At 71.7% G+C, this 12624-nt stretch carries 12 protein-coding genes and 1 tRNA gene; 9 read left to right on the top strand and 4 right to left on the bottom strand.

Annotated features, from left to right (window positions below):
* Window positions 1-176: 176 nt before the first annotated feature.
* Window positions 177-632, bottom strand: a complete 456-nt coding sequence (locus CW362_RS32175) for an ATP-binding protein (protein WP_103553127.1) — start codon at window positions 630-632, stop codon at window positions 177-179.
* A 252-nt stretch (window positions 633-884) separates the two neighbouring features.
* On the opposite strand from CW362_RS32175, the gene CW362_RS32170 reads away from it, so the two are divergent.
* The 9 genes from CW362_RS32170 to CW362_RS32130 all read left to right on the top strand — a co-directional run bounded on the left by CW362_RS32170 (window position 885) and on the right by CW362_RS32130 (window position 11176).
* A complete protein-coding gene (locus tag CW362_RS32170) occupies window positions 885-1724 on the top strand; it encodes a hypothetical protein (RefSeq protein WP_103553126.1) in 840 nt (279 codons plus the stop codon).
* A 222-nt stretch (window positions 1725-1946) separates the two neighbouring features.
* Entirely contained in the window at window positions 1947-2681 is a 735-nt protein-coding gene (locus CW362_RS32165) for a YcnI family copper-binding membrane protein (protein ID WP_103553125.1), read from the top strand.
* Window positions 2682-2826: 145 nt separating this feature from the next.
* The gene (locus tag CW362_RS32160; RefSeq protein ID WP_103553124.1) at window positions 2827-3471 is read left to right on the top strand and encodes an SCO family protein; all 645 of its coding nucleotides are present in this window, start codon (window positions 2827-2829) and stop codon (window positions 3469-3471) included.
* Window positions 3468-3953: a copper chaperone PCu(A)C gene (locus CW362_RS32155; RefSeq protein ID WP_206301112.1), complete on the top strand. Its 486-nt coding sequence runs from the start codon at window positions 3468-3470 to the stop codon at window positions 3951-3953. The genes CW362_RS32160 and CW362_RS32155 overlap by 4 nt, the downstream gene beginning before the upstream one ends.
* A gap of 13 nt (window positions 3954-3966) precedes the next feature.
* Window positions 3967-5991, top strand: a complete 2025-nt coding sequence (locus tag CW362_RS32150; protein ID WP_103553123.1) for a copper resistance CopC/CopD family protein — start codon at window positions 3967-3969, stop codon at window positions 5989-5991.
* 8 nt (window positions 5992-5999) lie between these two features.
* The gene (gene efeB / locus CW362_RS32145) at window positions 6000-7331 is read left to right on the top strand and encodes an iron uptake transporter deferrochelatase/peroxidase subunit (RefSeq protein WP_103553122.1); all 1332 of its coding nucleotides are present in this window, start codon (window positions 6000-6002) and stop codon (window positions 7329-7331) included.
* Window positions 7332-7540: 209 nt separating this feature from the next.
* Window positions 7541-8476 (top strand): prephenate dehydratase, encoded by a 936-nt coding sequence (gene pheA / locus CW362_RS32140; RefSeq protein ID WP_103553121.1) that lies wholly within the window; start codon window positions 7541-7543, stop codon window positions 8474-8476.
* Between the two features lie 571 nt (window positions 8477-9047).
* On the top strand, window positions 9048-10325 hold the full coding sequence (gene serS, locus CW362_RS32135) for a serine--tRNA ligase (RefSeq protein WP_103553120.1): 1278 nt from the start codon (window positions 9048-9050) through the stop codon (window positions 10323-10325).
* Window positions 10322-11176: an HAD family hydrolase gene (locus CW362_RS32130; protein WP_103553119.1), complete on the top strand. Its 855-nt coding sequence runs from the start codon at window positions 10322-10324 to the stop codon at window positions 11174-11176. Before serS ends, CW362_RS32130 begins: the two co-directional genes overlap by 4 nt.
* 32 nt (window positions 11177-11208) lie before the next feature.
* Here CW362_RS32130 and CW362_RS32125 read toward each other — a convergent pair.
* The 3 genes from CW362_RS32125 to CW362_RS32115 all read right to left on the bottom strand — a co-directional run bounded on the left by CW362_RS32125 (window position 11209) and on the right by CW362_RS32115 (window position 12616).
* A tRNA-Ser gene (locus tag CW362_RS32125) sits at window positions 11209-11295 on the bottom strand.
* Between the two features lie 263 nt (window positions 11296-11558).
* Window positions 11559-11789: an SGM_3592 family protein gene (locus tag CW362_RS32120; RefSeq protein WP_103553118.1), complete on the bottom strand. Its 231-nt coding sequence runs from the start codon at window positions 11787-11789 to the stop codon at window positions 11559-11561.
* 107 nt (window positions 11790-11896) lie between these two features.
* Complete coding sequence (locus CW362_RS32115; protein WP_103553117.1) at window positions 11897-12616, bottom strand: ABC transporter permease; 720 nt, start codon at window positions 12614-12616, stop codon at window positions 11897-11899.
* Between the last annotated feature and the right edge of the window lie 8 nt (window positions 12617-12624).

The raw sequence follows: 12624 nt of genomic DNA, 5'->3' as shown, positions 1-12624 counted from the left end.
CCTAGACGCGTCGGCTCTCAAGAACCTGGGCGCACGCTGTCACCGGCCTGTGGAACGCGGGGGGACCGGGGAGAGAGCCGGGGGAGCCTGGGCGTGCCGCCGGGCGCGCGACGGGGCGTGCGGCAGGGCGGTCCTGCGGTTTCCGGCGCGGCCGGACCCGCCCGCCGTCCGGCGCGTCAGGCCGGCAGCAGCGAGGGGACCGTCTTCCACTTGAGGATCTTGTCGAAGCTCACCACCGCACCGCCGTGCCCCGGCCTGTTGGCGATGTGGACGTGGTCGGCGAGCTCGCGGATCAGACACAGCCCCCGGCCGTGCTCCGCGTCCTCGCCGGCCTGGCGCAGCGGCGCGCGGACGCTCCCGGCCGGGAACCCCGGGCCGAAGTCGGTGACTTCGATGCGGCACTGGTCACCGTCGAGATAGGCCGTCACCCGGTAGGCCTCGCAGGAAGGGTCGTGCACGTCGTCCCCGCCGTGCTCGACGGCGTTGGCGCAGGCCTCGGTGAGAGCGATCGAGAGGTCGTACGAGATGTCCGGGTCGACACCCGCGCTCTCCATCGTGCCGAGCAACAGGCGTCTGGCGAGCGGAACACTCGCAGCCTCGCGCCGCAGATGGAGTGACCACCAGATGCTCATGCTCCAGCCTCCCGGCCGCGGCTCGACATACCGTTACGTATTGCCGCAACCACCCGTGCGCAATCGCATACGCGACGTGATGCCGCCCATACGGCCGACGCGCCCGTGCGCGGGGGCGGTGTATGCGAGAGCGATCCGTCCGCCGGACGACGGCCGTCCGGCCGTCCCCCGCACGGCGGACGGACCGGTCACAAGCCGTCAATCGGACCTGCCGTACGGGACGTGCGGGCCCAGTGCGATGATGAGCCCGCCATGACTGCCCCCCACCAGCGTTCGGCGCGCTCCGGAGCAGGTCTCCGGATCTTGAGGGCCGCGGTGTTCGCCGCGGTCTGCGTCGTGCTGGCCGCGGCCGGTCACGGGATCGCCTCCTGCGCCACGGTCCCCCTGTGGACACTGGGCGCCGGATTCCTCGCGGTCTTCGCCGTCGCCACGGCACTGGCGGGCCGCGAACGCACGCTGCCGGGCATCGTGGTGCTCCTCGCGCTCGGCCAGACGGCGCTGCACACGCTCTTCGGACTCGGTCCGGGGACCCGTACGGCGGCCACCGGGTCCATGGGCCCGATGGCGCCGGGAACACCGATGTCCGACGCCATGCTCGTGGAGCGGGCCGCCCGACTGGTGTGCGGTACGGCCGCGGCGGCGATCAGCCCCGCGCAGGCCATGAAGATCCTCGCCGACGCGCGGATCGACACGGGGATGACGGGCATGGCGTCGTCCATGCGCCATACCGCCGACGCCGTGTCCAGCACCTCGGGCACCCCGATGCCGGTGCTGCCCTCCCTGCCGATGCTGCTCGGCCACGTGCTCGCGGCCGTCGCCGCCGGGTGGGTGCTGCGCCACGGGGACCTGGCCCTCCTGCGGCTCATGCGGCTGTCGGCACAGGGAGTCACCGAAGCGGCGCTCGTACGGTCCCTGCGCGCCGCCCTGACGCTCGTGCGCGCCCTGCGCACGGGACTTCCCGGGGCGCCCGAGATCACGCGCACGCCTCGCACCGCGCTGCTCGCGCCCCTCGCTCCACGGACGACCGCCCTTCAGCACACCGTCGTCCGGCGCGGTCCGCCCGCCTCCACCGCGTTCACCCTCGTCGCCTGACACGACGCGCCGCCTCACGGAGATCCACGGAACGCCCCGTCCCGGAGTCCTCGACTCCACGGACCCCACGGGCTCCAGGACCTTCTCGAAGGGGACGCGGTCGTGCCGCACGCGCGCGTGCCCGCCGGGTCTTCCCGGGGCGCCGTTCCGCCCCTTCCGCGGGACACCGAGGCGCACGCGCGTCCCCTTCGTCACCGGACTGAAAGTGGAGTGTTTCCTTCCATGAAGGCTTCTCGTCTCGCCGCCGTCGGCACCGTCGCCGCCACCGCCGTTCTCGCCCTCTCCGCCCCCGCGTTCGCGCACGTCAGCGTGCAGCCCGAGGGTGTGGCCGCCAAGGGCAGCTACGCCGTCGTGAACTTCAAGGTGCCCAACGAGCGCGACAACGCCTCGACCACCCAGGTCGAGGTGAACCTCCCGGCCGACCACCCGCTGGCCTCCGTCATGCCCCAGAAGCTCGACGGCTGGACCGTGAAGGTCACCAAGTCCAAGCTGGACAAGCCGGTCAGCGCGCACGGCGAGAAGATCAGCGAGGCGGTCACCAAGGTCACCTGGACCGCCGACGGCAAGGGCATCGAGCCGGGCTTCTTCCAGAAGTTCCCGCTCTCCATCGGCGCGCTGCCCGAGGACACCGACTCCCTCGTCTTCAAGGCCGTCCAGACGTACTCCGACAAGGACGTCGTGCGCTGGATCGAGCCGCAGAAGGAGGGCGCGGAGGAGCCCGAGCACCCGGCCCCGACGCTCGCGCTCTCGGCCGCGACCGAGGGCGGTCACCACGGGTCCGCCGCCGCGGAGGACGCCTCGCACTCCGAGGAGGCCGCCGAGCACACCGACGAGGCCGCCTCCGCCGCGGACGGCAGCGACACCACCGCGCGCGTGCTCGGCGTCGTCGGCATCGTCGTCGGCCTGGCGGGCGTGGCGTACGGCGTCCTGGCCGGGCGGCGGCGTACGAACGCCTGAGGTGCCGGCACCTGCCTGAGGCACTGAGACACACACGCTCCCGGTGGGCACCGGGGAACCGCGGACGGCGGCTCCCCGGGCCCGGCCCCTCGGCCCCGCCCGGCCCCGGTGCCCACCGGAGCGCTCACATCTGGGACATTTTTCTATGCGCAAGAAGACCTACGCGACGGCCGCCCTGTTCGCCGCCGCCGCTCTGACCCTCTCCGCCTGCGGCGGTGGCGACGACAGCGCCAAGCCGGCCGCCGTCGTGTCCGGTCCCACCAAGGCCGCGACGGTCCTCGACAACCCGTTCGAAAAGCCGGACCTCGTGCTCACCGACACGACCGGCAAGAAGTACGACCTGCGCGCGGAGACCAAGGGCAGGCCGACGCTCGTCTACTTCGGCTACACCCACTGCCCCGACGTCTGCCCTTTGACGATGAACAACATCGCCGTCGCCAGGAAGCAGTTGCCGAAGGCCGAGCAGGACAAGCTCCGCGTCGTGTTCGTCACCACCGACCCGACCCGCGACACACCCGCCGCGCTCGGCACCTGGCTCAAGGGCATCGACTCCGACTTCATCGGTCTGACCGGCGACTTCGACACGATCCAGGCCGGTGCCCGCACCCTGGGCATCAGCATCGAGCCGACGACCGAGGACAAGAACGGCAAGCCCGTCTCCGTGCACGGCACCCAGGTCATCGCCTTCTCGCCGAAGACCGACGCGGGCTACGTGCTGTACGGCGAGAACGCCACCGTCGACGACTACACCAAGGACCTGCCCGAGATCGCCGAGGGGAAGAACCCGTGAGCCGCCGTCCGCGCCGGCACACGGGGCTCCTCACCGCCTGCTCCCTCGTCCTGGCCGCCGCGGGAACCCTCACGGCCTGCGGCTCGGACGGCTCCCCGTCGTCCTCGGCCGCGCCCGAACTCAAGGTCACCGGCGCCTACATGCCCGCCCCGAGCATGGACACGATGGCGGCGGGCTTCTTCACCGTCACCAACTCCGGCGGCGCCGACACGCTCACCTCGGTCACCAGCGACCTCTCGGACGACGTGACGATGCACGCGACCGTGGACGGCGCGATGCAGGAGAAGAAGTCGTTCACCGTGCCCGCCGAGGGCACCCTGGCCTTCGCCAGCGGCGGCAACCACCTCATGTTCGGAAAGCTCACCCACAAGCCCGGACAGGGCGAGAAGGTGTCCGTGGAACTGCACTTCGCCAAGTCCGGCACGGTCAGGATCTCCATGCCGGTGAAGCCCGCGACCTACGACCCGAAGACCGGACGCTGAGGGAGGCATCATCGTGACATCGACCATCGCCCCCCGCTTCAGGACCCTCCTGCTGCTGCTCACCGTCTTCGGAGCGCTCCTGGCGGGCGCCGCGCCCGCCTCCGCGCACGCCGCGCTGACCGGGAGCAACCCGACGCAGGGATCGGTGGTCGACGAGGCACCCGCCCAGGTCTCGCTCACCTTCTCCGAGCAGGTCTCGCTGAACGGGAACTCGCTCCAGGTGCTGGACCCCAAGGGACAGCGGGTCGACGCCGGCGCCGCGAGCGACCTGGGCGGCGACACCTACGGCCTGAAGCTGCGCCCGGGGCTGCCCGACGGCACGTACACCGTCACCTACCAGGTGGTGTCGGCGGACAGCCACCCCGTCTCGGGTGCCTTCACCTTCTCCGTCGGCGCCCCCTCGGGGACTTCCGTCGTGCTGTCCGGACAGGCGGCGGGCGGCGGCGTGGTCGGCTTCCTCTACGGAACCGCGCGCTATTTCTCCTACGCGGGATTCATCCTGCTCGTCGGCGGCGCCGCCTTCGTACTCGCCTGCTGGCAGCGGGGCTCGGGCATCCGGCCCGTACAACGGCTCGTGGTCGGCGGCTGGCTCACCCTGACCGCCTCCACCCTCGCCCTGCTGCTCCTGCGCGGCTCGTACGTGGGATCCGGCAAGGTCGGTGACATCTTCGACCTGACCCTGCTCGGTCAGGTGCTACAGACCAAGTCGGGCGCGGCACTGATGTCGAGGCTGCTGCTGCTCGCCGCGGCGGCGCTGTTCATCGCGGTGCTCTTCGGCGCGTACGCCAGACGCGACGAGGACGAACGGGCGGCCGGCGCGGACACCGGTGACGGCGGGACGGCCGAGGGAGCCGGCACCGGCTCCGAGGACGCCGAGGACCGGACCGCCGAGGACCCGGACACCGAGGACCGGACCGCCGAGGACCCGGGCACCGAGGCCGGTCACCTCGCCGCGGAGAAGAACGACCTCACCTTCGGACTCGCCGTCGGCGGCGCGGTCGTCGCGGCCGGCCTCGCCGCCACCTGGGCCATGGCCGAGCACGCCTCGACCGGGCTCCAGCCGGGCGTCGCGATGCCCGTCGACGTCCTGCACCTGCTGGCCGTCGCCGTCTGGCTCGGCGGTCTGTCGACGCTGGTGGTGGCCCTGTTCCGGGCCCCGGCGGACACCCCGATCGAGGCGAGCGCCGTACGCCGGTTCTCCCGCCTCGCGTTCGGGTCCGTCCTCGTGCTGGTCTCGACCGGGATCTACCAGTCGTGGCGGCAGCTCGGCTCCTGGTCGGCACTCACCGGCACGTCGTACGGACGGCTGCTGCTCGTCAAGATCGGCCTGGTGGCCGTTCTCGTGGGCATCGCCTGGATCTCGCGGCGCTGGACGGGCCGACTGACCGAGACGACCGCCCCCGAGGCCTCCGCCGTCGTCGTGCAGCAGCGCTCCGAGGCGAGGACCCCCGCCACCGTCCCCGCCGGCTCCCGGCGCGCCGCCCAGCTCGCCCGGCAGCAGGCCGCCCTGGACTCCACGCGTGACAAGCGGGTCCGCGACGCCGACCCGCACCGCTCGGGCCTCAGGCGCTCGGTGCTCGCCGAGGCCGGGGTCGCGGTCGTCCTGCTCGCGGTCACGACCGCGCTGACGGCCACCGAGCCGGGACGCACCGCGGAGGCGGCCCGGCAGGCCACCGCGTCCGCCGAGCGGCGCTCCGGACCGCTGTCCCTGAAGATGCCGTTCGACACGGGCGGTGAGGACGGCAAGGGCACGGTGGAGATCACCCTCGACCCGGCCCGCGTCGGCGGCAACCAGATGCACGTGTTCGTGCTCCGGCCGAACGGCAAGGCCTTCGACGTCCCCGAGGTGAAGGTCGCCTTCACCCTCACCGCGAAGAACATCGGCCCGCTGCCCGTGACCCCCGACCGGGTCGCCACCGGACACTGGGCCGCGAGCGGAGTGCAGATCCCCCTGGCGGGCGACTGGAAGATCGCGGTGACCGTGCGCACCTCCGACATCGACCAGGCCACCGTGAACAAGAACGCGCAGATCGGCTGAACCTGACCATGGCTGACCAGTCCACCCCCGGGACCTCCGCCCCCTCCTCCGCCTCCTCCGCCCGGAAGGCCCCGTCCCCCGAGGCGTCCCCCGGCACCCCGCCGTCGGGCGACTCCCTGGCGGGGGTCATGTCACGGCGGCGGCTGCTCGGCACCGCCGGGGCCACCGGACTCGCCCTCGGAGCGGCGGGCGCCGCCGTGGGATACGCGGCGGCCCCCGCCCCCGTGAGGACCGTCCCGCTGACCTCCGTCGGCGCGGACACCGCGATGTTTCACGGGAAACATCAGCCGGGCATCACCACCGCCCTCCAGGCGTGCGGCCACCTCGTCGCCTTCGACCTCACGGCGGGCTCGGGCCGCAGGGAGGCCGCCGCCCTGCTGCGCCGCTGGTCGGTGACCGCCCGGCGGCTGATGGCGGGCGAGACCGCGGCCCACGAGGACACGGATGTCGCGCGGGACGCCGGCCCGTCCTCCCTCACCGTCACCTTCGGCTTCGGTCACAGCTTCTTCTCGCGCACGGGCCTGGAGAAGCAGCGCCCCGTCGCCCTGGACCCGCTGCCCGACTTCTCCTCCGACCGTCTCGACAAGGCGCGCAGCGACGGCGATCTGTGGGTGCAGATCGGAGCGAACGACGCCCTCGTCGCCTTCCACGCCCTGCGCGCGATCCAGAAGGACGCCGGTTCCGCCGCGCGGGTGCGCTGGCAGATGAACGGCTTCAACCGCTCGCCGGGGGCCACCGCCGAGCCGATGACCGCCCGCAACCTGATGGGCCAGATCGACGGCACCCGCAATCCGAAGCCGTCCGAGCCCGACTTCGACGGACGGATCTTCGTCCCCGCCTCCGGCACCCCTGACTGGATGGCGAACGGGTCGTACGCCGTCGTACGCCGTATCCGCATGCTCCTCGACGACTGGGAGAAGCTCTCGGGCAAGGCCCAGGAGGACGTCATCGGGCGGAAGAAGTCCGACGGGGCGCCGCTCAGCGGCGGCACCGAGACCACCGCGATGGACCTGGACAAGACCGACGCCGACGGCAACCTGATCGTGCCCGTCAACGCGCACGCCCGCATCACCCGGCCCGACCAGAACGGCGGCGCCGCCATGCTGCGCCGCCCGTTCTCCTTCCACGACGGCATCGGCGCCGACGGCGCGCCCGACGCCGGTCTGCTCTTCGTGTGCTGGCAGGCCGATCCGGTGCGCGGTTTCGTCCCCGTCCAGCGCAAACTCGACCGCGGCGACGCGCTCTCGACGTACATCCGCCACGAGTCGAGCGGGCTCTTCGCGGTGCCGGGCGGCGCCGCCGAGGGGGAGTACGTGGGGCAGCGGTTGCTGGAGGGGTGACCGGCCCTCCTCCGGGAGGCTCCGCACGGTGGTCCGGCGCCGGGCCCGTACCGGCCCCGACCCCGTGCCGGCCCGGTACCGGGCTCCGCGCGGACTCGGCGCGACGCTCCGTACCGCCTTCCGTACCGCGGTACCGGACTCCGTACCGGACCCGTTCCGGGGATCCGCGGGTGTCGGACGCGTCGGGCGAGGCCTATTAGGGTGACGGTATGTCGGCGACGCGCTACACCTATCTCGGCCCCGAGGGTACGTTCACCGAGGCCGCCCTCCGCACGCTTCCCGAGGCCGCGACGCGGGAACTGGTCCCCATGGTGTCCGTCCCGGCCGCGCTCGACGCGGTACGCGGCGGCCAGGCCGCGGGCGCGCTCGTCCCGATCGAGAACTCCGTCGAGGGCGGTGTCACCGCCACCCTCGACGAGCTGGCCAAGGGCGACCCGCTGATGATCTACCGCGAGGTCGTGCTGCCGATCGCCTTCGCGCTGCTGGTCAGGCCCGGCACGGCGCTGAAGGACGTCAAGACGGTCACCGGGCACCCGGTCGCCCAGCCCCAGGTGCGCAACTGGCTGGCCGCGCACCTGCCGGACGCCGTGTGGGAGTCGGCGGCGTCGAACGCGGACGGCGCCCGGCTGGTGCAGGAGGGCCGTTACGACGCGGCCTTCGCGGGCGAGTTCGCCGCGGCGACGTACGGCCTCGAACCGCTGGTCACCGAGATCCACGACGCGGCGAACGCCGAGACCCGCTTCGTGCTGGTCGGCCGCCCGGCCCGGCCCGCCGCACCGACCGGCGCCGACAAGACGTCCGTGGTCATCTGGCTCGGCGACGACCACCCCGGAGCTCTGCTCGAGCTGCTCCAGGAGTTCGCCGCGCGCGGCGTCAACCTGATGCGGATCGAATCCCGCCCCACCGGCCGGGGCATCGGCAACTACTGCTTCTCCGTGGATGCCGAGGGCCACATCACCGACCGCCGGGTGGGCGAGGCGCTGATGGGCCTCAAGCGGATCTGTCCGCAGGTGCGTTTCCTCGGTTCCTACCCGCGGGCAGGTGTCGCCCCGGAGGACGTGGGGCCGCTGCGGCCCGGAACGTCGGACGACGAGTTCTCCGCGGCGTCGGACTGGCTGGCGCGCTGCGCCGACGGCCGGTTCTGACCGGCGGATCCACATCCGTCCGAGCGCTGTCCCCCGGTCCTACCTGCCGATTTTCTTCGTCCACAGAGTTATCCACAGGAGCGCTTCTCGACCTGGGGACAAGTCGACAACGAAGCACTACATCATCGACAAATCGGCTACTCGACCCAAGTCCATCCACACCCCCGCGCGCCCCTCTTCGTCTACCCTTTTCCATTGATCAACCCTATGGGGCGAATCTTTTACACCCGAAAGTGGGTGTCCGGACGGTTTGAACCGGGAATTCCTCGGCCGTCGAAGATGGATCGGAACGATCAATTCCGACATCCACAGATCATCCACACAGCCTGTGGATAACTGACCGAGGAAGCTCGCCCCTGTGGACAACCCGGTTCGCAAGTCCCGCTCCCCACAAGGAAATCCAGTCAACCGATCAAGTGCCGTCTGCCCCGTTTCGGGGAGTAGGCCCTCTTTCCTTGACGGCGTTCCGCGATCAAGGGATTCGGTCCGGCATTTCACTCATATCGTGACAGCCCTCACGCTCCGGAATATCGGTTCGTTGGCCGGAAGCCCGCACCGGTAGCCTTGAGGGGTGATTGACCTTCGCCTGCTCCGTGAGGACCCCGACCGTGTTCGCGCCTCCCAGCGCGCCCGTGGAGAGGACGTCGCGCTCGTCGACTCCCTCCTCTCCGCCGACGAGCGGCGCAGGTCGTCCGGCGTCCGCTTCGACGAGCTGCGTTCCGAGCAGAAGTCGCTCGGCAAGCTGATCCCCAAGGCCACCCCGGACGAGCGCGCCGAGCTGCTGAAGAAGGCCGAGCAGCTCAAGACCGACGTCAAGACCGCCGAGGCCGAGCAGAACGAGGCGGACGAGGAGACCAAGCGGCTCCTCCTCCAGCTCGGCAACCTGGTGCACCCCGACGTCCCGGTCGGCGGCGAGGAGGACTTCGTCGTCCTGGAGACGCACGGGACCATCCGCGACTTCGCCGCCGAGGGCTTCGAGCCCAAGGACCACCTGGAGCTCGGCGAGGCGCTCGGCGCCATCGACGTCGAGCGCGGCGCCAAGGTGTCCGGCTCGCGCTTCTACTACCTGACCGGCGTCGGCGCGCTCCTGGAGCTCGCCCTCGTCAACGCGGCGATCGCGCAGGCCACCGAGGCCGGCTTCACGCCGATGCTGACCCCTGCCCTGGTCCGTCCGCGCGCCATGGAGGGCACCGGCTTCCTCGGCCAGGCCGCGGAGAACGTGTACCACCTGGAGAAGGACGACTACTACCTGGTCGGCACCTCCGAGGTCCCGCTCGCCGCGTACCACATGGACGAGATCCTCGACGCGGACAAGCTGCCGATGCGCTACGCCGGTTTCTCGCCGTGCTTCCGCCGCGAGGCCGGCACCTACGGCAAGGACACCCGCGGCATCTTCCGCGTGCACCAGTTCGACAAGGTCGAGATGTTCTCGTACGTCGCCCCGGAGGACGCGGAGAACGAGCACCGGCGGCTCCTCGAGTGGGAGAAGCAGTGGCTGTCCGGCCTCGAACTGCCCTTCCAGGTGATCGACGTGGCCAGCGGCGACCTGGGGGCCTCGGCCTCCCGCAAGTTCGACTGCGAGGCGTGGATCCCGACCCAGGGCAAGTACCGCGAGCTCACCTCGGCCTCCAACTGCGACGGCTTCCAGGCCCGCCGCCTCTCCGTCCGCATGCGCGACGGCAAGAAGGTCCAGCCGCTCGCCACCCTGAACGGCACGCTGTGCGCCGTCCCCCGCACCATCGTCGCGATCCTGGAGAACCACCAGCTCGCCGACGGCTCGGTCCGGGTTCCCGAGCTGCTGCGTCCCTACCTGGGCGGCCGTGAGGTTCTGGAGCCGATCTCCAAGTGACCAGCACCACCGGTTCGACGGGAGCCTCGGAGACCGCGGAGCCCGGGGCGTTCCCGTACAAGCTCGTCGCGACCGATCTCGACGGGACGCTGCTGCGGCCCGACGAGACGGTCTCGTCGCGCACGCGCGACGCGCTCGCCGCGGTGACCGAGGCGGGCGCGGCCCACATCGTCGTCACCGGGCGCGCGGTGCCCTGGACGCGGCACATCCTCGACGAACTCGGCTACCAGGGTCTGGCGGTCTGCGGCCAGGGCGCGCAGGTCTACCACGCGGGGGAGCACCGGCTGCTCACCTCGGTGACGCTGGACCGGCAGCTGGCCGGTCTCGCGCTCGCCAAGATCGAGGCGGAGGTCGGACCGCTGCTGCTGGCCGCGAGCCGCGACGGGCTCGACGGCGAGGTACTGGTGGGTCCCGGCTACCGCAGGCTGGAGGGGGCGCTGCCGGTCGCCCCGCTCAGGGACGCGGCGGACCTCTGGTCGGCCCCTCTGAACAAGCTGTACGTCCAGCACCCGACGCTCTCCGACGACGAGCTCGCGGCCGTGGCCGTGGAGGTCGCGGGCGGACTCGTCGGCGTCACGATGGCGGGTCCGGGGATCGTCGAACTGCTCCCGCTCGGCCTGACCAAGGCGACGGGGCTGTCCCTGGCGGCCCGGCGCCTGGGCCTCAGGGCCGCCGACACCATCGCCTTCGGCGACATGCCGAACGACCTCCCGATGTTCGCGTGGGCGGCCCACGGCGTGGCCATGGCCAACGCCCACGACGCTCTCAAGGCGGTCGCGGACGAGGTGACGTCCTCGAACGAGGAGGACGGGATCGCGGTGGTGCTGGAGCGGTTGCTGGCGCGGTCGTAGCGGCGCCGGGACCTTCGGACGGGAACGTCTTGCGGAGGATGCGCGGATCGAACGCGCGCGGGGTTCCACCCCCGACCACGGCTTAGCAAGCCGGTGCCTTTCCACTCGGCCAATCCTCCGGGTGGGCGGCCCGCGCGGTGACGCGCGCTCGAAGCGGCCGCCCCGGGCAACTCCCCCTGCGAGCGGGTTCGACGGAGGTAGTGGCTACTCCGGAACCCGCCGCGGGCTGCCCTGTCGGGAACTCGACGAACTGCTCCTGATGAACATCGTCGCGCTCCTCTCCCAGCGTGTGGCGCCGGCTCGACGCGGCGGCGTGGACGACAACCACTGTGCCCGAGAGGCGACTTGGGCGCCACTGATTAAAAGGCGCGTTCCTGGGGGCTCACTTGCGGCGCCATCTGCGCCGACGGCCCTTGCCGAAGAACCGTCCGGCGGGCGGCTCGTCCGAGCGCCAGGGCTGCGGATCGGGGCCTCCCTCGCGCCAGCGGGCGGCGAGCATGCGCGCGCGGGCCGACGGCTCGGTCGTCTCCGCGGACCGTACGAAGGCCTCGTCGAACACGAGGTCGTCCCACGGCTCCCCCGCCGGTTCCCTTCCCGGTTCCTCGGTCGTCATCCCCGTACCTCCCGGCCGTGCGTCCCCGTTCCGGCCAGTGTGCCCGGACGGGGGTGAAGCCGCTGTCAAGGAAGAAGGGCTCCCCGCGCGCGCGGGGAGCCCTCGTCTCACTCCTCGCCGGCCAGCGTCAGCGACCGCAGCCGCTGTCCCGCGTACCAGGTGGCGAGGACGGTGACCACGACCAGCAGGACCGTCGCGGTCGGCAGGCTCACGTCCGAGGTGACGATGTCGCCGCCGGTCACCTTGTGGCCCACGGCGAGCGCCCACTGCTGGACGCTGAGCGTGCGCGCGCCGGACACCAGGGATCCGAACAGGGCTTCCCAGACGAGCGCGTAGACGAGTCCGAAGACCACCGCGTGCCGGGTCACGGTCCCGAGGAGCAGGAACATCGCGGCGTAGGCGATCGAGGCGACGAGGGCGGCCACGGTGTAGGCGACGGCGATCTGCTGGCCGTTGCCGTTGAGGATCATGCCCGCGACGAAGGTCGGCACGGCCGAGAAGGCCATGGTGACGGCGATCGCGACGATCAGCTTGGTGAAGATGATCGTGGGCCGCTTCAGGGGCTTGGCCAGCAGGTACACCACCGAGCCGTCGTCGATCTCGGGTCCGATCGCGCCCGTGCCGGCGATGACGCCGATGATCGGGACCATGGTGGCGAGCGCGAACCCGCCGAGCAGGTCCGAGGCCACCTGGTCGTCGGCTCCGGAGAAGCTGCGGACGGCCAGGGAGATGACGATGAGCAGGACGGGCAGGACGCCGAGGATGAGGGCCCGCCGGCGGCCGAGCAGGCCCCGGTAGGTGAGCCGGGCGACTGTGGGGTCGTACATCTTCGGCC

The sequence above is a fragment of the Streptomyces populi genome, from assembly GCF_002911015.1.
Taxonomy (GTDB): Bacteria; Actinomycetota; Actinomycetes; order Streptomycetales; family Streptomycetaceae; genus Streptomyces; species Streptomyces populi.
Note: the sequence above shows the minus strand (reverse complement) of the source record. Positions and strands in the feature narration are given on the sequence as shown.